The organism is Pseudomonas sp. HLS-6 (assembly GCF_002753995.1).
Classification (GTDB): domain Bacteria; phylum Pseudomonadota; class Gammaproteobacteria; order Pseudomonadales; family Pseudomonadaceae; genus Aquipseudomonas; species Aquipseudomonas defluvii.
Genome location: NZ_CP024478.1, coordinates 623,408 through 642,167 on the forward strand (window position 1 = coordinate 623,408; position 18,760 = coordinate 642,167).

16 protein-coding genes are annotated in these 18,760 nt (G+C 60.5%); 10 read left to right on the forward strand and 6 right to left on the reverse strand.

All coding sequences use genetic code 11. From position 1 onward, the window contains the following. The first annotated feature begins 133 nt into the window (after positions 1-133). Both CS390_RS02750 and CS390_RS02755 read left to right on the forward strand, forming a co-directional pair. Complete coding sequence (locus CS390_RS02750) at positions 134-2,587, forward strand: circularly permuted type 2 ATP-grasp protein (protein WP_099773416.1); 2,454 nt, start codon at positions 134-136, stop codon at positions 2,585-2,587. Continuing rightward, on the forward strand, positions 2,587-3,477 hold the full coding sequence (locus CS390_RS02755; RefSeq protein WP_065757897.1) for a transglutaminase family protein: 891 nt from the start codon (positions 2,587-2,589) through the stop codon (positions 3,475-3,477). The genes CS390_RS02750 and CS390_RS02755 overlap by 1 nt, the downstream gene beginning before the upstream one ends. Before the next feature lie 2 nt (positions 3,478-3,479). Here CS390_RS02755 and CS390_RS02760 read toward each other — a convergent pair whose 3' ends face one another. Further along, positions 3,480-4,067: a TIGR00730 family Rossman fold protein gene (locus CS390_RS02760; RefSeq protein WP_065757974.1), complete on the reverse strand. Its 588-nt coding sequence runs from the start codon at positions 4,065-4,067 to the stop codon at positions 3,480-3,482. A gap of 349 nt (positions 4,068-4,416) precedes the next feature. Here CS390_RS02760 and azu point away from each other — a divergent pair, with 349 nt between their 5' ends. Continuing rightward, the gene (gene azu, locus CS390_RS02765; protein WP_099773417.1) at positions 4,417-4,863 is read left to right on the forward strand and encodes an azurin; all 447 of its coding nucleotides are present in this window, start codon (positions 4,417-4,419) and stop codon (positions 4,861-4,863) included. Between the two features lie 87 nt (positions 4,864-4,950). Here azu and nadE read toward each other — a convergent pair whose 3' ends face one another. Together nadE and pncB are read right to left on the reverse strand one after the other, a co-directional pair. Then, a complete protein-coding gene (gene nadE / locus CS390_RS02770; protein WP_065757899.1) occupies positions 4,951-5,778 on the reverse strand; it encodes an ammonia-dependent NAD(+) synthetase in 828 nt (275 codons plus the stop codon). 3 nt (positions 5,779-5,781) lie between these two features. Then, a complete protein-coding gene (gene pncB / locus CS390_RS02775; protein ID WP_099773418.1) occupies positions 5,782-6,987 on the reverse strand; it encodes a nicotinate phosphoribosyltransferase in 1,206 nt (401 codons plus the stop codon). A 431-nt stretch (positions 6,988-7,418) separates the two neighbouring features. Here pncB and CS390_RS02780 point away from each other — a divergent pair, with 431 nt between their 5' ends. The 6 genes from CS390_RS02780 (at position 7,419) to CS390_RS02805 (ending at position 13,968) form a co-directional block, all read left to right on the forward strand. Next, a complete protein-coding gene (locus CS390_RS02780; protein WP_065757901.1) occupies positions 7,419-8,555 on the forward strand; it encodes a branched-chain amino acid ABC transporter substrate-binding protein in 1,137 nt (378 codons plus the stop codon). A 166-nt stretch (positions 8,556-8,721) separates the two neighbouring features. After that, the gene (locus CS390_RS02785; RefSeq protein ID WP_065757902.1) at positions 8,722-9,636 is read left to right on the forward strand and encodes a branched-chain amino acid ABC transporter permease LivH; all 915 of its coding nucleotides are present in this window, start codon (positions 8,722-8,724) and stop codon (positions 9,634-9,636) included. A gap of 2 nt (positions 9,637-9,638) precedes the next feature. Beyond that, positions 9,639-10,922, forward strand: coding sequence for a high-affinity branched-chain amino acid ABC transporter permease LivM (gene livM / locus CS390_RS02790; protein WP_065757903.1), 1,284 nt, complete (start codon positions 9,639-9,641; stop codon positions 10,920-10,922). Then, positions 10,919-11,794 carry an ATP-binding cassette domain-containing protein gene (locus CS390_RS02795; protein WP_065757904.1) on the forward strand — a complete coding sequence of 292 codons (876 nt, stop codon included), beginning with the start codon at positions 10,919-10,921 and terminating at the stop codon, positions 11,792-11,794. The genes livM and CS390_RS02795 overlap by 4 nt, the downstream gene beginning before the upstream one ends. Further along, positions 11,791-12,507 (forward strand): ABC transporter ATP-binding protein, encoded by a 717-nt coding sequence (locus tag CS390_RS02800; protein ID WP_065757905.1) that lies wholly within the window; start codon positions 11,791-11,793, stop codon positions 12,505-12,507. The genes CS390_RS02795 and CS390_RS02800 overlap by 4 nt, the downstream gene beginning before the upstream one ends. Positions 12,508-13,200: 693 nt before the next feature. Further along, positions 13,201-13,968 (forward strand): SDR family oxidoreductase, encoded by a 768-nt coding sequence (locus tag CS390_RS02805; RefSeq protein WP_065757906.1) that lies wholly within the window; start codon positions 13,201-13,203, stop codon positions 13,966-13,968. A gap of 70 nt (positions 13,969-14,038) precedes the next feature. Here the strand turns inward: CS390_RS02805 and CS390_RS02810 are convergent, their stop codons facing one another. The 3 genes from CS390_RS02810 to CS390_RS02820 form a co-directional block, all read right to left on the reverse strand. After that, complete coding sequence (locus CS390_RS02810; protein WP_083199730.1) at positions 14,039-15,148, reverse strand: AGE family epimerase/isomerase; 1,110 nt, start codon at positions 15,146-15,148, stop codon at positions 14,039-14,041. A 71-nt stretch (positions 15,149-15,219) separates the two neighbouring features. Continuing rightward, positions 15,220-15,852: a TetR family transcriptional regulator gene (locus CS390_RS02815; RefSeq protein ID WP_099773419.1), complete on the reverse strand. Its 633-nt coding sequence runs from the start codon at positions 15,850-15,852 to the stop codon at positions 15,220-15,222. A 135-nt stretch (positions 15,853-15,987) separates the two neighbouring features. After that, positions 15,988-16,344 (reverse strand): hypothetical protein, encoded by a 357-nt coding sequence (locus CS390_RS02820; RefSeq protein ID WP_099773420.1) that lies wholly within the window; start codon positions 16,342-16,344, stop codon positions 15,988-15,990. 339 nt (positions 16,345-16,683) lie between these two features. Between CS390_RS02820 and CS390_RS02825 the strand changes: the two genes are divergently transcribed. Then, a complete protein-coding gene (locus CS390_RS02825; RefSeq protein WP_099773421.1) occupies positions 16,684-18,744 on the forward strand; it encodes an AsmA family protein in 2,061 nt (686 codons plus the stop codon). Positions 18,745-18,760 lie beyond the last annotated feature (16 nt).

Consider the following 18,760-nt stretch of genomic DNA (forward strand, 5'->3'; position numbering starts at 1 on the left):
GGTGGTGCGTTGCCCGTGCGGCAAGGCACGATTCTGGTGCGCCGATAGGCTAAGCCGTGCGCAGGCGCGGCGTAGCCGCTCATGGCACAACTCTTGCGCGGTTCAGGGCTGACCTTGGCCCTTGAGCGCTGCCATGCCTGACCAGCCTGACTCCTACCATGAACTGTTGCAGGGCGACGGAGCGGTACGCCCGCACTGGCAGGCGCTGTTCGCGCAGTTGCAGCGCAGCAGCCCCGAGCAGTTGGCGCAGCGTCAGGCGCTGTTGACCCGCCAGCTTCAGGAAAATGGTGTCACCTATAACATCTACGCCGACCCCAAGGGCGCTGATCGCCCGTGGGAGCTGGACCTGTTGCCGCACGTGTTGTCTGCCGAGGAATGGCAGCCACTGGCCGCCGGTATCGCTCAGCGCGCGCGTCTGCTCAATGCGGTACTGGCCGATACCTACGGACCGCAACAGCTGCTGGCCGACGGGCTTTTACCTCCCGAACTGATCTACGGACACAACAATTTTCTCTGGCCCTGCCAAGGTATCGAAGTGCCTGGCGGAACCTACCTGCATGTCTACGCCGCTGACCTTGCACGCGCGCCGGATGGGCGCTGGTGGATCACTGCAGACCGTACCCAGGCGCCTTCCGGTGCTGGCTATGCCCTTGAGAACCGCACAATTCTTTCGCGGGCCTGGCCGGAGCTCTACCGCAGCCTCCATGTACAGCACCTGGCGGGTTTCTTTCGAACCTTGCAGCAGACTCTCGCCGAGACGGCACCGAGTGAAGGGGAGGCGCCGCTGGTGGTGCTGCTGACCCCCGGGCGATTCAACGAGAGTTACTTCGAACACCTGTATTTGGCGCGGCAACTGGGTTACCCCTTGGTCGAGGGTAGCGACCTGACGGTGCGCGATGCCACCGTGTACCTCAAGACACTGGATGGTTTGCGTCGTGTTCACGGCATTTGGCGGCGTCTTGACGATGACTTCTGCGACCCGCTGGAGTTGCGCACGGATTCGGCATTGGGCGTTCCCGGTTTGCTCGATGCCGTGCGTCAAGGGCGCGTGCTGGTGGCCAATGCCTTGGGCTGCGGTGTGCTGGAGTCACCCGGCCTGCTTGGTTTTTTGCCCGCTATCAATGAGCACCTGTTCGGCGAGGCCTTGAGCCTGCCCTCCGTTGCCAGTTGGTGGTGCGGCGAGCCTCCGGCATTGGCACAGGCGCTGGAGAAACTGCCAGACCTGGTGTTCAAGCCAGCGTTCCCTTCGCAGCGGTTCACGCCTGTGTTGGGAGGCGCACTTGATGCTGAACAACAGCGGGCACTGGCAGCGCGTATCGGTGCGCGACCGGCTGTCTATGTTGCCCAAGAGCGGGTGCAGTTGTCCCAGGCGCCGGTCTGGCAGGTCGATCAACGTACGCTGCAATCCCGCTCGGTGGGTATGCGCGTGTACGCCGTGGCTTGTGCCGACGGCTATCGGGTGTTGCCTGGCGGGCTGGTGCGGGTGTCGGCACAGGCTGATGCCGACGTGATCTCGATGCAGCGCGGTGGTGCCAGCAAGGATGCCTGGGTGTTGGGTGAGCAGGCCTGCGCCGGTGAGCAGTGGCGGACGCGGCACAGTATTGGCGTGGCAGACCTGATTCGTCGCGACCCGTACTTGCCCTCGCGGGTGGTGGAAAACCTGTTCTGGTTCGGCCGTTACTGTGAGCGCTGTGATGTGGGGGCGCGCTTGTTGCGCATTCTGTTGACCCGTTACCTGGACGATGACAGTCCACTGGCGCTGGAGGGGGCTGTGGCGTTGGCGGACGGCTTGTCATTACTGCCAGAGGGCGCAAGCCTGCCCGAACGTTTGCGTGCTGCATTGCTGGATGCCGAATGGGGCTTCGGTTTGCGCGCCAACCTGCAGCGCTTGCAGGGCGCAGCCTCTCAGGTGCGCGGCAAGCTCTCACGGGAAAACTGGCAGGCGCTGCAGGAGTTGCAGCGGCAAGCGCGAGTGCTGGAGAACGCGGAGGCGGGCTTCGGTGAGCTGCTGGAAACCCTCGACCGTCTGGTCATGTCGTTGGCGGCGCTGTCGGGCTTCGCCCTGGACGACATGACCCGTGATGAGGGTTGGCGCTTTCTGATGATCGGGCGCCGACTGGAGCGGCTGCAAGCCTTGAGCGACAACCTGGCACTGTTCTTGAGTGGCCCGGCAGTGTTTGATCAGGCCGGGCTGGAGGCCTTGCTGGAGCTGGGCAACAGCAGCATCACTTACCGCTCGCGTTACCTGGAGGTCGCTCAGTTACTGCCGGTGCTCGACCTGCTCGTGCTTGATGAGCAGAACCCGCATGCCCTGTTGTTTCAGCTCAAGCTCACGACGGCCTCGCTCAACCGCCTGCACCGTGACCTCGGTACACCGCTCGAGCCCGAACTGGTTAGCCTGGCTGAACGGTTGCGCCGCTATGACCTGGCGACGGTGCAAGTTGCATCGACGGTCAATGTCGCGCTTGCTGAACTGGTTGGTTTGCTGGAAGGCATTTCTTCGGCATGTGCTCACGTGGCTGAGCGTTTGGCGTTGCGTCACTTTGTGCATGTCGACGATCTTAGCCAGCAGACGGTGTCGATCTGATGAGTGTCCGTTACCAGGTGGTTCATGAAACCCTCTATCGCTACACCAGCCCGGTGTCGTTGGCCCAGCAACTGGTTCATTTGTGGCCGCGCGACTGTGCCTGGCAGCACTGCACTGAGCGGGACATGCAGATCAGCCCGGCGCCGACCCGGCGCAGTGATGCGCTGGACGTCTTTGGCAACCCGTTGACCCGCCTGGCGTTTGATTGCCAGCACGACGAACTGCGCATCGAGACCCGACTGACGCTTTGTGTGTACGCCAGGGCGTTACCGGATCTGGCTCGCTCGCAACCCTGGGAGGCGGTGCGAGAGGCGCTGAGTTACAGCAGTCGACCGTTTTCCGCCGAGCGCCTGGAGGCCTGTCGCTATCGCTTCGAGTCGCCACAGGTGCGGCTCAAGCAACGGTTTGTGGCCTATGCAGATAGTTGCTTCGTGCCGGGGCGTCCATTGCTGTTGGCGGTGCAGGCGTTGATGGAAAAGATCTTCAACGAGTTCACCTTCGATGCAACGGCAACACAGGTTGCCACGCCGCTACTGGAGGTGCTGGAGCGACGTCGTGGTGTATGCCAGGACTTTGCCCACCTGATGCTCGCCTGTCTGCGCTCGCGGGGCCTGGCGGCGCGCTATGTCAGTGGTTACCTATTGACGCGACCGCCACCCGGCCAGCCGCGACTGATCGGTGCCGATGCGTCGCATGCCTGGGTTTCGGTGTTCTGTCCGGAGCAGGGCTGGGTGGATTTTGACCCGACCAACAACCTGCGGCCTGCGTTGGAGCACATCACCTTGGGCTGGGGACGCGACTTTTCCGATGTCTCGCCGCTGCGTGGGGTGATTCTTGGCGGTGGCAGCCATGACCCGGAAGTACGGGTCACGGTCACCCCCTTGGCTTGAAATCAGGCGGGCTGCTGGTCGGCCCACTTGGGTGGCACTACCGGCTTCCAGTGCTCAAGGGCATCGAGCAGGGCGTCAGGCGAGGTGTTTTTCTGTAGCAGCGTGCGGTGTTGTTCACGGACGAAGCCTTCGCTGACCATGTGGTCGAGAAAGCCGGTCAGCTTGTCGTAGAAGCCGTTTACGTCCAGCAAACCGAGTGGTTTGCCGTGGTAACCCAGTTGGCCCCAGGTCCAGACCTCGAACAGTTCTTCGAGTGTACCCAGGCCTCCGGGCAGTGCGATGAAGGCATCACTGAGTTCGGCCATGCGCGCTTTGCGTGCGTGCATACCGTCGACCACTTCCAGGCGGCTCAAGTTGGGGTGGCCGATTTCAGCACTTTTCAGGCGCTCGGGAATGATCCCGACGACCTCGCCACCGGCCGCCAGGGCCGCATCGGCGACGATCCCCATCAGGCCCACGGCACCGCCACCATAAACCAGTGTCAGGCCGCGTTGGGCAATCGCCTGGCCCAGCGCTTCGGCGGCTGCCCGGTAAGCGGGGCTGGCGCCGGTACTGGCACCACAAAACACACAAACGGAACGTAACGACATGGCGCTCTCCTGATCGTTGAGCGCGACAGGGTAAAGCGCCATTGGGTGCCTTCCAAGTGTTGTGTCATTCCGGGCGGGAGAACTCACAGGCGGCGCCGCTGGCGCCACAGGCGTAGGCGGCCAGCAGGCTGCGCATCAGACTATTGAGGGACATTACAATTACTCCTAAGTGAGCGGTTGTTTCATCGTCCAACAAAGGGGCATGATGGGCACGTTGATTGTCTTGATGAGCACCATAGAACAAATTCACTGCCCGGCTAACGATGCAGCGCTTGACCCATATCACGGGGCTTGCCATGCGTATCGGGCAGTCTGAAGACGATAAAAAACCCTGCCATGGAGATTCACGATGTTTGCCAAACTTGTTGCCGTATCCCTGCTGAGCATTGCCAGCGCCCAGGTCATGGCCGCTGAATGCAAGGTCACGGTCGACTCCACCGATCAGATGTCCTTCAATACCAAGGAAATCGCCATCGACAAGAGCTGCAAGCAGTTCACGGTTGAACTGACCCACTCCGGCAAATTGCCGAAGAACGTCATGGGCCACAACCTGGTGGTGAGCAAGGAGGCCGACATGGGGGGCATCGCTACCGACGGCATCGGCGCCGGTCTTGACAATAACTACCTGAAAGCAGGTGATACCCGGGTTATCGCGCACACCAAAGTCATCGGCGCTGGCGAGAAAGACTCGCTGACGATTGACGTTTCCAAACTGGCGGCCGGTGAGAAGTACGGTTTCTTCTGCTCGTTCCCAGGCCACATTGCGATGATGAAAGGCACTGTCGTTCTGAAGTAACGCCACTGTCCCTGCATCGAGGGCAAGTCCCGCTCCCACAGTTTTGGAGCAGGCTTGCCTGCGATGCTGTCAGCGTCTACGTACGTTTTAGGGTGCGAACGGCACCACGCGCTTGTGGTGGGTTTTCTCGAAGGTTGTCCGGATGATCTCGAAGGCTTCCTGGCTTACCGGCTCGCCATGCAGGAAGGCATCGATCTCCTGGTAGGTCACCCCGTGGGATGCTTCGTCCGGCTTGCCCGGTGCGAGGTCTTCCAGATCGGCCGTTGGTACTTTCTCGACCAGTGATTCCGGTGCACCGAAGCTGCGTGCGATTGCCCGTACCTGATTTTTCACCAGGCCGCTGAGCGGTGCCAGGTCGCAGGCGCCGTCGCCGAATTTGGTGAAGAAGCCCATCACTGCTTCAGCGGCATGGTCGGTACCGATCACCAGGCCTTGGCGTGCGCCAGCGATGGTGTACTGGGCGACCATGCGCATGCGCGCCTTGGTGTTGCCGAGGACGAAGTCGACCATGCTTGGCTTGCCCCCTTCCAGCGCCTTGACCTCGGCTGCCAGCGCCTTGACGGCCGGGCCGATGTTCACCGTATGGCACTCGTCAGGCTGAATGAAGTCAATGCAGGCCTGGGCGTCATGTTCATCGTGCTGCACCTGGTAAGGCAGACGCACCGCGATGAACCGGTACTGCTCGTCACCGGTCTTGCTGCGCAGTTCGTTGATTGCACGTTGCGCCAGCAGGGCAGCCGTCAGCGAGTCGACCCCGCCACTGATGCCCAGTACCAGGGTTTTGAGCCCGGCAGCTTGCAGACACTGCTGGATAAAGGCGATGCGTCGGGCCACTTCGGCCTTGAGCGCGGCATCGTCGGCGAACGGCGGCTGCACCTTGAGCTGCTGCGCAATCTCTAGCTGGACGGCTTGCATGGGTTACTCCTTGCTGGGAACTTTGAATACGTGGCGCAGGTAGGCGACGAAGTTCTCGTCGCGGCATTGGATTTTTGCCGCCTCGTCGGAAATCTTGGCGACAGGCTGGCCGTTGCAATCGGTCATTTTAAGCACGATGTTCATCGGCGCCACCCCGGGAATGTCACAGGTCAGGTTTGTGCCGATACCGAAGCTGACATTGATCCGTCCGCGCAGTGCGCGAAAGATCTGCAGCGACTTGGTCAGGTTCAGGCCGTCTGAAAACACCAGTGTCTTGCTCATCGGGTCGATGCCCAGTGTTCGGTAATGGGCGATGGCTTTCTCGGCCCAGAGGATGGGATCGCCCGAATCGTGGCGCAGGCCATCGAACAGCTTAGCGAAGTACAGGTCGAAATCGTTGAGAAAGGCATCCATGGTGATGCAGTCTGTCAGCGCGATCCCCAGTAGCCCGCGGTACTCGCGGACCCAGCAGTCGAGTGCGGCGATCTGGCTGTCGATCAGCCGAGGCCCTAACTGCTGGTGTGCCATGATCCATTCGTGGGCCATGGTTCCCAAGGGTTTGATATCCAGTTTCCGTGCCAGATGCACATTACTGGTGCCGACGAAACGGGCCGGAAAGTCCTCCTTCAATACGCGCACCACTTCTTCCTGAACGCGGTAGGAGAAGCGCCTGCGGGTGCCGAAATCGGCCACCTGCAACTCGGCCAGCTCGTCTGCGCTGGCATTGGCCTTGAGCCAGTCGAATTTGCGGTACAGCTGTTCGCGTGCCTGCTCCAGTTTGACCTGCGGATACCGGTGGCGATTGCGTACTTCGCTGATGATCGCCAGCAACGGGACCTCGAAAAGAATCACGTGCAGCCAGGGGCCGCGCAGGCGCAGGTAGAGCTGGTCGTTCTCTATACCCAATTGCAGGTAGCGCAGGTCGAAACGAAACAGCCCGAGAAAGCGCAGGAAGTCGGGTTTGAGAAAGCTGATCTGCTCAAGGAAGCCCAACTGCCCGTTGCCCAGGCTCAGTTCCGGCAAGCGCTCGATCTGCTCGCGGATCTCTGCCAGGTAGGGGCGTAAGTCTTCACCGTTGCGGCAGCGAAACTCCCATTCGACATCGACGTTCGGGTAGTTATGCAGGGCGGCCTGCATCATGGTCAGTTTGTAGAAGTCGGTGTCGAGCAGGTTTTGCACGATGCGATCAGCGAAGGCGCTTTCGCTCATAAAAGGCTCCAGATGGGGCGCAGGATGGGTTCATTGTGCCAGCCTTTTTTCTCTAAAGGCTGGGAAAACCGGTAGCAGGCTATGGGTAACGGTCTGTTGCGGAGCATTGAGCCTCCCTGCGATGGTGCCCGTTGTAGCAGTCGCGCACCAAGAATGTGCAGTTCGGTTACGCATGCTGTAACAGGTTGGTTGCACGTAACCCAAAACGGCGGTTGCAATGATGGCACTTGCAGGTTGCCCTTTTTCTGGGTTTCAGGTGGCGCCAAAGCGGATGTAGACGGTTGCACGGCCTGTAAAAAAAGGCCGCAAATCCGCAGCCTTTGCTTTGCACGTGAGTTTTTTCGGAATGTAAAACCGATGGCACGGCCCTTGCTCATAGCTAGTGCTGAAAGTTGTAGTGCCAACCAAAAAAACTCTAGGAGCACCACCTCATGTCGCAGACGTTTTACAAGAAAGGCTTCTTGGCCCTTGCCGTTGCTACGGCGCTGGGTGTTTCTTCGTATGTTCAGGCCGACATCAAGATCGGCGTAGCGGGCCCGATGACCGGTGCCAACGCGGCGTTTGGTGAGCAGTACATGAAAGGTGCCCAGGCGGCAGCGGACGAGATCAACGCCAAGGGTGGGGTCAACGGCGAAAAAATCGTGCTGGTGAAGGGCGATGACGCGTGTGAACCGAAACAGGCCGTGGCTGTCGCCAACCGCCTGGTCGATCAGGACAAGGTGGCGGGCGTAGTTGGGCACTTCTGCTCGTCTTCGACCATTCCTGCGTCCGAGGTGTATGACGAAGCAGGTGTGATTGCAATCACACCAGGCTCCACCAACCCGGCCGTCACCGAACGCGGCCTCGGTGCGATGTTCCGCATGTGCGGCCGTGATGACCAGCAGGGCATTGTCGCGGGTGATTACATCGTTGACGTGCTCAAGGGCAAGAAGGTTGTCGTGCTGCACGACAAGGACACCTACGGTCAGGGCCTGGCTGACGCAACCAAGGCCCAACTGGCCAAGCGTGGTGTCACCCCAGTGCTGTATGAAGGCCTGACCCGTGGCGAGAAAGACTTCAGCGCCGTGGTCACCAAGATCCGTGCTGCGGGAGCCGACGTGGTTTACTTCGGTGGCCTGCACCCAGAGGCTGGCCCACTGGTTCGGCAGATGCGTGAACAAGGTCTGAAAGACGTGAAGTTCATGTCCGATGACGGCATCGTGACCGACGAACTGGTGACCACCGCTGGCGGCCCACAGTACGTCGATGGCGTGTACATGACCTTCGGTGCCGACCCGCGCCTGCTGCCAGACAGCAAGACGGTAGTCGATGCCTTCCGCAAGGCCGGCACCGAACCTGAAGGCTACACCCTGTACGCCTATGCCTCGGTCCAGGCCCTGGCCGCCGGTTTCAACGGCGCCAAGTCGAACAAGGGTGAAGACGCCGCCAAGTGGCTGAAGGCCAACCCGGTAAAAACCGTCATGGGCGAGAAAACCTGGGACGCCAAAGGCGACCTGAAGGTCTCCGACTATGTGGTCTACCAGTGGGACAAGGACGGCAAGTACCACCAGCTGGAAAAACAAAAATAACACCGGCTTCCGGCCTGGGCCGCAGTGGCTGCCCGGGCCGTTACCCGCTTGTTTGCCGTACCTGTCTTTTCTCGTAGATCTGCACAATCCTGCGCTGCGAGGGTCGCTTCATCCAGGGCCCACCGTAGTCGGCGCTTGTGCAATCTCAAATACGTGAGATTGCGTTATGGATGGTATTTTTCTGCAGCAACTGATCAATGGACTGACCCTCGGGTCTGTCTATGGTCTGATCGCCATCGGCTACACAATGGTCTATGGCATTATCGGCATGATCAACTTCGCGCACGGCGAGGTGTATATGATCTCCGCTTACCTGGCGGCGATCAGTCTGGCATTGCTGGCGTACTTCGGTATCGAATCCTTCCCGCTGCTGATGCTCGGGACGCTGATCTTCACGGTTGTGGTCACCGGTGTTTACGGTTGGACCATCGAGCGCATTGCCTACAAACCCCTGCGTAACTCCACCCGTCTGGCGCCCTTGATCAGTGCCATCGGGATCTCGCTGATCCTGCAGAACTATGCACAGATCAGTCAGGGTGCGCGTCAGCAAGGTGTGCCAACGCTGCTCGAAGGTGCCTGGCGCCTGGAAGTGGGCAGTGGTTTCGTGCAGTTGACCTACACCAAGATCTTCATTCTGGTGGCCGCCTTCGTGGGTATGGCGCTGCTCACCTATATCATCAAGTTCACCAAGTTGGGGCGCATGTGCCGTGCGACTCAGCAGGATCGCAAGATGGCCTCGATCCTGGGGATCAACACTGACCGGGTGATCTCCTACGTGTTCATCATCGGCGCCGTCATGGCTGCACTGGCTGGCGTGCTGATTACCATGAACTACGGCACCTTCGACTTCTATGCCGGCTTCATCATTGGCATCAAGGCATTCACCGCAGCGGTACTTGGCGGCATCGGCTCGCTGCCTGGGGCCATGCTCGGCGGAATCATTCTGGGTATCTCCGAGTCGCTGTTCTCTGGCTTGATCAACTCTGACTACAAGGATGTGTTCAGTTTCTCGCTGCTGGTGATGATCCTGATCTTCCGTCCCCAAGGCCTGCTGGGTCGCCCACTCGTGGCGAAGGTGTAAGTATGTCTGCTGCCAATAACTCTGCTATCGATATCAAGCGCAGCCTGATCGACGCGATTCTCGCCGGGCTGATTTCCCTGATCGTCTTCGGGCCCATCGTCGGTGTGGTACTGGACGGTTACAGCTTCAACCTTGAGCCCACCCGTGTCGCCTGGCTGGTGGCCGGTGTCATGGCCGGGCGTTTCCTGCTCAGCCTGTTCCTGCAGACCGAGAAGGGCCTGAGCATCCTGCAAGGCTTCGAGGGCGGGGGTTCCGGTGTACATGTGCTGGCGCCGGACTACAAATCGCGGTTGCGCTGGATCATTCCAATGCTGATCGTGATTGCCATCGTCTTCCCGTTCTTTGCCAACAAGTACCTGCTGACCGTGGTCATCCTCGGCCTGATCTACGTGTTGCTCGGGCTGGGCCTGAACATCGTGGTCGGCCTGGCCGGGCTGCTCGACCTGGGTTACGTGGCGTTCTATGCCATCGGCGCCTACGGCCTTGCGCTGGGCTATCAGTACCTGGGCCTGGGCTTCTGGACAGTGCTGCCGCTGGCAGCGATTGCTGCTGCGATGGCCGGTTGCATACTGGGCTTCCCGGTGTTGCGAATGCATGGCGACTACCTGGCCATCGTGACCCTGGGTTTCGGTGAAATCATCCGTCTGGTGCTGAACAACTGGTTGTCGTTCACCGGCGGCCCGAACGGCATGCCCGTGCCATCGCCGACCTTCATGGGCCTGGAGTTCGGCCGTCGGGCCAAGGACGGTGGGGTGCCATTCCACGAATTCTTCGGCATCGATTACAACCCCAACGTGAAGTTCCTGTTTATCTACATCGTGCTGTTCATCGTTGTGATGGCCGTGCTGTACATCAAGCACCGTCTGACCCGCATGCCGGTCGGCCGTGCCTGGGAAGCGCTGCGTGAAGACGAGATCGCCTGCCGCTCGATGGGCCTCAACCATGTGCTGGTCAAGCTCTCGGCATTTACCCTGGGGGCCTCGACTGCAGGCCTTGCCGGTGTGTTCTTCGCCAGCTATCAGGGCTTCGTCAACCCTTCGTCGTTCACCTTCTTCGAGTCGGCGTTGATCCTCGCCATTGTTGTACTGGGCGGTATGGGTTCGACGGTTGGTGTGGTCATTGCAGCCTTTGTCCTGACCGTGGCACCTGAACTGTTGCGCAGCTTCTCCGAGTACCGGGTGCTGCTGTTCGGCGTGCTGATGGTGTTGATGATGATCTGGCGACCGCGTGGGCTGATCCGCATCAGCCGTACCGGTGTGACCCCGCGTAAAGGAGTGGCGCCATGAGCGACGACGTTATTCTCTCGGTCGATAACCTGATGATGCAGTTTGGCGGTATCAAGGCGCTCAGTGATGTCAGCCTGAAGGTCAAACGCAATGACATTTTCGCCCTGATCGGCCCTAACGGTGCAGGCAAGACCACGGTGTTCAACTGCCTCACCGGCTTCTACAAGGCCAGCGGCGGCAAGATTGAGCTGAACCTGCGTGGCAGCCGTACCAATGTGATCCAGCTGTTGGGTGAGCGCTTTCAGGTGGCGGACTTCTTCTCGCCCAAGCGCTTTGCCAACCGGCTGTTCTACAAGATGTTTGGCGGTACCCACCTGGTGAACCGTGCCGGCCTGGCGCGTACATTCCAGAACATTCGCCTGTTCAAGGAAATGTCGGTGGTGGAGAACCTGCTGGTTGCCCAGCATATGTGGGTAAACCGTAACCTGCTGTCTGGGGTGCTCAACACCAAGGCCTACCGCAAAGCCGAGAGTGATGCGCTGGATCATGCGTTCTACTGGTTGGAAGTGGTCGATCTGGTGGATTGCGCCAACCGTCTGGCCGGCGAATTGTCCTATGGCCAGCAACGGCGCCTCGAAATTGCCCGCGCCATGTGTACCCGACCACAGATCATTTGCCTGGATGAGCCTGCCGCGGGCCTCAACCCGCAGGAAACCGAGGCACTGAGCAAGATGATTCGGGTACTGCGCGATGAGCATGACCTGACCGTCGTGCTGATTGAGCATGACATGGGCATGGTCATGAGCATCTCCGACCATATCGTGGTGCTCGACCACGGCAACGTCATCGCTGAGGGCGCGCCTCAGGATATTCGCCACAACCCGACGGTAATTGCCGCCTACCTGGGTGCTGATGAAGAGGAGCTGGTATGAGCGCACCCATTCTCGAACTGAAAGAACTCGATGTGTTCTACGGGCCGATCCAGGCGCTGAAGAAAGTCTCGATGCACATCAATGAGGGGGAGACCGTCAGCCTGATCGGCTCTAACGGGGCCGGTAAATCGACCCTGCTGATGTCGATCTTTGGCCAGCCACGGGCGGCCAGCGGGCAGATCATCTACCGCGGTACCGACATCACCCACAAGTCGTCCCACTACATTGCGTCCAACGGCATTGCGCAGTCGCCGGAAGGGCGTCGGGTGTTCCCCGACATGTCGGTGGAAGAGAACCTGATGATGGGTACCATCCCCATTGGCGACAAGTACGCCAGTGAAGACATGGAGCGCATGTTCGAGCTGTTTCCCCGGCTGAAAGAACGGCGTAACCAGCGTGCCATGACCATGTCCGGTGGTGAGCAGCAGATGCTTGCTATTGCCCGTGCCTTGATGAGCCGACCGAAGCTGCTGTTGCTTGATGAGCCGTCGTTGGGGCTGGCGCCGATTGTGGTCAAGCAGATCTTTGCCACCCTGCGTGAGCTGGCCAACACCGGCATGACCATCTTCCTGGTCGAGCAGAACGCTAACCATGCGTTGAAGCTCTCGGACCGGGCTTATGTGATGGTGAACGGGCAGATTCGCATGACCGGTACGGGTCAGGAGCTGCTGGTCAACGAGGATGTGCGAAACGCCTATCTCGGCGGGCATTGATTGCCGCTTGGCAAAACGCCCCGGTATCCCCGGGGCGTTTTGCTGTCTGCTGATAATGTGGACAAGTCATTGGCGGTTGTGCACAGCACGTGACATCGGGTCGCTGCAGTTGGCCGCAGTTCAAGATGGATGAGTTGTCCACGTTTCGTGTGGAAGCGGCTGTGGGTAACTTGGTAGCAGGTGTCTACACCCCACGTATTACAAGGCGTTTAGAGCTTTGGTCGTTTTTTGATCAGCCTTTTTAAAGTGTTACTCAATAGCATTTGTCAAGGATTTTGTCCTACTGAAATTGCGCCTGAAAAGAGCTGGAAAGCCTGTGGATAACTCTGTGAGTAAGCACTGGAAAGACTGACGCGACCGGCAGAACTACAGGCTTGGCGCCATCGCCGTGCTTTTCGCGGATTGTCTCGCGGGTCAACTCGCAGGCGGGGCGTCAAGGAAAATACTTTCTGTTGAGCCTTTGCACGTTGTTCACAGCTGTTCAGCGATGCTGAAAGTTGCCCCCAGAGTGTGTGGAAGGGGCTGTGGATAAGGTGCGTAAAACACGCGCCAGGCCCTCTGGGACGGTACTTTTGCGTGATTGCTCGTTTTTTGTACAGGCGTAGAATCGACTTGCTGCCCTGAGGCTGGGCGGGCATGCTGCAAACCCTGCCGCCCGCCTGCCTGTGGGCAAGTCAACTCAAGGAGAATCGCATGACTTCCACCGTTTTCATCACTGGCGCTACGTCGGGGTTTGGCGAAGCCTGTGCGCGCCGCTTTGCCGAAGCGGGTTGGTCGCTGGTGCTGACCGGTCGCCGCCAGGAGCGTCTCGATGCCCTGTGCGCTGAGCTGTCGAAACAGACCGAGGTGTTGGGCCTGGTGCTGGACGTTCGTGATCGTAAGGCCATGGAACAGGCCATTGCCAACCTGCCGCCGTCGTTCGCCACGCTGCGTGGGCTGATCAACAATGCGGGCCTGGCGCTGGGCGCCGACCCGGCGCCGACGTGCGATCTGGATGACTGGGACACCATGGTCGACACCAACATCAAGGGGCTGATGTACAGCACCCGTTTGTTGCTGCCGCGACTGATCGCCCATGGTCGTGGTGCGACCATCCTCAACGTCGGTTCCGTGGCGGGTAACTACCCTTATCCCGGTAGCCACGTGTATGGCGGCACCAAGGCGTTTGTTGGGCAGTTCTCCCTGAGCCTGCGCTGTGACCTGCAAGGCACAGGCGTGCGGGTTACCAACATCGAGCCGGGGTTGTGTGAGAGTGAGTTCTCGCTGGTGCGTTTCGGTGGCGATCAGGCGCGTTATGACGCCACTTATGCAGGGGCGGAGCCGATCCAGCCTCAGGACATCGCCGAGACCATTTTCTGGATCATGAATCAACCGGCCCACATCAACATCAACAGCCTGGAGCTGATGCCGGTGAGCCAGGCATGGGCAGGGTTCTCGATCGATCGTTCCGGCAAGGCCTGAAGGGCCTGATCGCGGGCAAGCCCACTCCCACAGGTGTCAGTAGAGCATGCCTGTGGGTGCCGCGATCGCGTCAGATCTGACGCTGGAGTCCTTCCAGGCAGGTCGCCAGATGATAAGGCGTGGTCGAAGGCATATCGTTGCGGCTGACCTCGCCGCTGGCATCTCGGCACTCGTACCAGCCGCCCGCATGCAGGAAGTGCGCTTGCAGCGCTTTCAGCTGCGCCAGCACCTTGGCCTCGGCCCCTGGCCGCAAGGCAAGCGCCCGCAGGTATTCCGCCTGGGCCCAGATACGCTGGGTAGCGTCGCGCACCTCGCCTTGGGGGCTGAGCATCGCCAGCACCGCCCCGGCCGTCACGCCATACTGCTCGGCATAGTCGAACGCCCGCTCCAGTGAGTGGTGCAGCGCGCTGCCACGCAGCAAAGGCGATGACGCCAGCAGGTAGTACCACTCGAACTGATGGCCTGGCTCGAACCAGTTATCCACAGCTGCGCGCGGTTTTTCCAGCATGACCCCGTGTTCAGGGTCGATGAAGTGGGCCTGCATTGCCTCGGCCAAGGCTTCCAGCGCCTGCTGTACGGCTGTGTCCTTGCGGATGCTCAGGGTCGCCAGAAACGCCTCGGCCAGATGCATCAGCGGGTTTTGCAGTGGGCCGCTGTCCAGGCTCGACCAGTCTTCGGCCAGGCTGGCTTCGTACAGGCCGTCATCGCGGCTGAAGTGTTCACTGACCACGCTCAGGGCCGCGTTGAGGGTCGACTCCACCAGCGGTTCGCGGACTTTGCCCCAGTAGTGGGCGCAGGCGAAGATGATGAAGGCGTGGGTATACAGGTCCTTGCGACGGTCGAGCGGCGCGCCCTGGGCGTCGATGCTGTAGAACCAGCCACCATGCTCGGCATCGTGGAAATGCCGTTGCAACGAGCGAAACAGCGCGGCGGCGTGTTCACGGGCGCCTGGCTGCTCGATACGGCTGGCGAACAGGTACAGCTGCCGGGCGCAGGCCATGGCGCGGTAGCGTTGCACGGGCAGTGGTTGGTGCTCTGGGCTCAAGGCCTCGAAGGGCAAGGCCATCTGTGCGTTCCAGCCCGGACCTTGCCAGAGTGGCACGATGCGCTGGGCGAAGTGCTGCTGGAGGTCAGTCAGCAGGGCGGGCAGTTCGGGCTGGGCATTGCGCAGGTCGGGCATGGGTCTAAATCGTCGCGGCAGGTGCGTTTGCGCGCATGGTAGCAGGAAACCGTGGCCGGCTTCTGCTGTGCTCACTCTGGCGTGCCAAGCCCTTGCCAATGCTTGGCGCCAATGAAGATGAAGCGCAGTTGCTGGATGATCTTGGCCTCGGGGGTCAGGTGGTGTTCCAGCGGTTCGGCGGGAGGGTCGATCAGTTCCGGCAGGGTGGCGAACACGGTCTTGACCACCAGGTCGGCAAGGACAGCCAGTGCGGCGGCATCCAGATGGTGCCAGCGCGGCATCAGCGCCAGGTCGGCCGCGAGGTCCGAACTGATGCCTTCGCGCAAGGTGGCAATGGCCTGGCGAACCGTTTTCGAGCCGCCGTACTGCTCACGGGCAAGGAAGAGAAATTGCGCACGATTGGCGGCCACGATATCCAGGAAAATGCGCACCGACGCATCGGTGATGCCACCGAGTTCGAATTCATTCTGTCGGACCAGACGAATGCTCTGGCGGAAGGTTTCATCCACCTCGCAGACCAATGCCAGGCCCAGTTCATCCATATCGCTGAAGTGCCGGTAGAAACCGGTCGGGACAATGCCGGCGCTTTTGGCGACTTCACGCAGGCTGAGGCTGCCAAAGCCGCGTCCGCTCTCCATCAGTTGGCGAGCCGCATCAAGGAGGGCATGGCGAGTCAGTTGCTTTTGTTCGGCGCGCGGCAGCATGGGACGTGTCGATCCGCAAATTAAACGGCCCTGCACTGTATTGCCTTGGCCCGGAAAAACAAAGCCCGGTTCAAATGACCGGGCCAGGAGGGGAGGTGTTCGCGCGTTTGGTGATCTTGTTGTTCGGCATAGGCATCAGCTCACGCGCTGGTTTCTTTCGATGAGGCGATCAGCACCCCCCTCGGCGACGCGCTCACGCTGCTGCAGGCGGTCGGCGCCGCCTTCGGCAACACGGTTGCGTTCGATCAGGCGGTCGGCGCCGCCCTCGGCAACACGGTTGCGTTCGATCAGGCGGTCGGCGCCGCCCTCGGCAACGCGGTTACGTTCGAGCAGACGGTCCGCGCCACCTTCGGCAAGGGTATCCAGAGGTTGGCTGATCACGGCGCTGCTGGAGCGTGCTTCGGCGGACGGGGCTTGTTCAACTGCCGGCAGTGCAAACGCGTTGGCAGCCAGAAGGGATAAAGACAGGCTAAGCAGCAATGGGTGTTTCATGGGATGGCGCTCCTTGAAAGGATTGGAAAGTGAGTACGGCGCCAATGCTACTCCCGGAAATCAGATGGAAAAGTGCATAAAGCTAATGGTAACAATCAACAGGATTGATAGTTCTCCGCGCCCCCTCTAGCCCGTGCGTTTCCAGCCATGCTGCAACGGCAGAGTGGCCTGCTGCGTCGCGTTGCAAACGGACGTACGGCGTGAAGTTGGCAGCCGGGTCAGAAAAAAACGCCGTTATCATGCACGCCGGATTAAACCCCTGCGTATTTCGTCGGTCCCAATCCAAGAGTGCTATCAAAGCGCCCGCTTTTTGCCATGCAGTGACTGGAGAATTGTGCAATGACGCGCCCTGCCAAACTATTTACCTGGGTCTTCGCCAGCCTGTTTCTGGTGTTGACCGCGTTGGCCGTGTTCATCGCCACGTTCGACTGGAACCGAATCAAACCGATGCTCAGTGCCAGGGTTTCCGAAGCCCTGAATCGACCGTTTGCAATCAATGGCAATCTGGCCGTTCGCTGGCAGCGTGATGTCGATCAGGAGGGCTGGCATGCCTGGGTGCCCACCCCTCATGTCCTTGCCGAAGACCTGAGCCTGGGCAATCCGGACTGGTTGGCGGGCACTCAAATGGTCGGCCTCAAGCGTGTCGAATTTCGCCTGTCGTTGTTGCCACTGCTGGTTCGCCAGGTGGTCATCCCGCGTATTGACCTGAAGCAGCCGACCGCCAGCCTCAAGCGCTTGGCCAACGGGCGCGCGAACTGGACCTTTGAGCGGGCCAACACGGTCGAGCAGGACGAGCCTTCTGCGTGGACGCTGGAGATCGGGACCATTGGCTTCGACAAGGGGCAGGTACGCCTGGACGATCAGACCCTCAAGACTCAACTGAACCTGGTGATCGACCCACTGGGTAAGCCTATCCCTTTCAGTGACATCGTCGGTCAGGCGTCAGCGCAGAAGACCGCCACGCAGGACTATGCATTCGGGTTCAAGGTCGAGGGCCTTTATCACGGCCAGCCATTGACCGGGCATGGCAAAGTCGGGGGGCTGCTGGCTCTTCAAGACGTGCGCCAGCCGTTTCCGCTGCAGGCGGATCTGCGTAGCGGCGACACCCATGTCACCCTTGCTGGCACATTGACGGATCCGCGTAACCTTGGCGCGCTTGACGTGCGTTTGCGTCTTGCCGGGGCGAGTCTGGCCAACCTGTACCCGTTGACCGGGGTGACCTTGCCCGATTCCCCCGGCTATTCAACCGACGGCCATTTGACCGCCAAGTTGCGTGAGCCGGGTGGTGCAGTGTTCCGTTATGAGGGCTTCAACGGCACGATCGGTGAGAGCGACATTCACGGTGATCTGACCTTTGTTGCCCGTCAGCCACGGCCCAAGCTCAGTGGTGCGCTGGTGTCCAATCAGGTGCTGTTCAAGGACCTGGCACCGCTGATCGGTGCCGATTCCAATAGCGCGCAGAAGGCCCGCGGCGGCGCCAGTGCGCAACCCGCCGGTAAGGTACTGCCAGTGGAGGCATTCCGTACCGAGCGCTGGCGGGCAATGGATGCCGACGTGAGCTTTAGCGGCAAGCGCATTGAACACGGTGCGAGGCTCCCTTTCAGCGACCTGTCGACCCACGTCCTGCTCGACGATGGCGTGTTGAGCCTTGAACCGCTGCGCTTTGGCGTGGCCGGTGGCTCCCTGCGGCTCAAGGTGCATCTCGATGGCCGCACGGAGCCCATGCAAGGCAGCGCTCAGCTCAGTGCCCGCAACCTCCAGCTGAAAGCGTTGTTCCCGGGCTTCGAACCCCTGCAGACCAGTTTTGGTGAACTGAACGGGGATGCTGACCTGAGCGGGCGCGGCAACTCGGTGGCGGCCCTGCTGGGCACTGCCAATGGTGAACTGAAGATGCTCATCAACGATGGTGCGATCAGCCGTGACTTGATGGAAATCGCCGGCCTCAACGTTGGCAACTATGTGATCGGCAAGTTGTTTGGCGACAAGGAAGTGAAGATCAACTGCGCTGCCGCCGATGTCGGGATCAAGGAGGGGCTGGCCACAAGCCGGTTGTTTGTCTTCGACACCGAGACTGCGATCATCAATATCGAGGGGACGGCCAACCTGGCCGAGGAGCAATTGGACCTGGACATCGACCCTCAGTCCAAGGGCGTGAGGTTGTTGTCGTTGCGCTCGCCGCTGTATGTGCGCGGGCCGTTCGCCAAGCCGAGTGCCGGGGTGCAGGCCGTGCCGTTGATGCTGCGCGGTGCCGGTCTGGTCGCGCTGGGGGTGGCGGTTGCCCCGGCAGCGGGCTTGCTGGCGTTGGTCGCTCCCAGTGGTGATCAGCCCAACCAATGCACGCCTCTGCTGGCGCAGATGCAAGCGGGCAAGACTGACGAGATCACGTTTTCGGCCCCTTAGGGGACTCGATTGCGGT

Coding starts and splice junctions, on each gene's coding strand:
- azu (WP_099773417.1), top strand. CDS start 4,417: ATGTTTGCCAAACTTGTTGCCGTATCCCTGCTGAGCATTGCCAGCGCC.
- pncB (WP_099773418.1), bottom strand. CDS start 6,987: ATGAGCGAAAGCGCCTTCGCTGATCGCATCGTGCAAAACCTGCTCGAC.
- nadE (WP_065757899.1), bottom strand. CDS start 5,778: ATGCAAGCCGTCCAGCTAGAGATTGCGCAGCAGCTCAAGGTGCAGCCG.
- CS390_RS02760 (WP_065757974.1), bottom strand. CDS start 4,067: ATGTCGTTACGTTCCGTTTGTGTGTTTTGTGGTGCCAGTACCGGCGCC.
- CS390_RS02820 (WP_099773420.1), bottom strand. CDS start 16,344: ATGAAACACCCATTGCTGCTTAGCCTGTCTTTATCCCTTCTGGCTGCC.
- CS390_RS02805 (WP_065757906.1), top strand. CDS start 13,201: ATGACTTCCACCGTTTTCATCACTGGCGCTACGTCGGGGTTTGGCGAA.
- CS390_RS02825 (WP_099773421.1), top strand. CDS start 16,684: ATGACGCGCCCTGCCAAACTATTTACCTGGGTCTTCGCCAGCCTGTTT.
- CS390_RS02815 (WP_099773419.1), bottom strand. CDS start 15,852: ATGCTGCCGCGCGCCGAACAAAAGCAACTGACTCGCCATGCCCTCCTT.
- CS390_RS02785 (WP_065757902.1), top strand. CDS start 8,722: ATGGATGGTATTTTTCTGCAGCAACTGATCAATGGACTGACCCTCGGG.
- CS390_RS02800 (WP_065757905.1), top strand. CDS start 11,791: ATGAGCGCACCCATTCTCGAACTGAAAGAACTCGATGTGTTCTACGGG.
- CS390_RS02755 (WP_065757897.1), top strand. CDS start 2,587: ATGAGTGTCCGTTACCAGGTGGTTCATGAAACCCTCTATCGCTACACC.
- CS390_RS02780 (WP_065757901.1), top strand. CDS start 7,419: ATGTCGCAGACGTTTTACAAGAAAGGCTTCTTGGCCCTTGCCGTTGCT.
- CS390_RS02750 (WP_099773416.1), top strand. CDS start 134: ATGCCTGACCAGCCTGACTCCTACCATGAACTGTTGCAGGGCGACGGA.
- CS390_RS02810 (WP_083199730.1), bottom strand. CDS start 15,148: ATGCCCGACCTGCGCAATGCCCAGCCCGAACTGCCCGCCCTGCTGACT.
- livM (WP_065757903.1), top strand. CDS start 9,639: ATGTCTGCTGCCAATAACTCTGCTATCGATATCAAGCGCAGCCTGATC.
- CS390_RS02795 (WP_065757904.1), top strand. CDS start 10,919: ATGAGCGACGACGTTATTCTCTCGGTCGATAACCTGATGATGCAGTTT.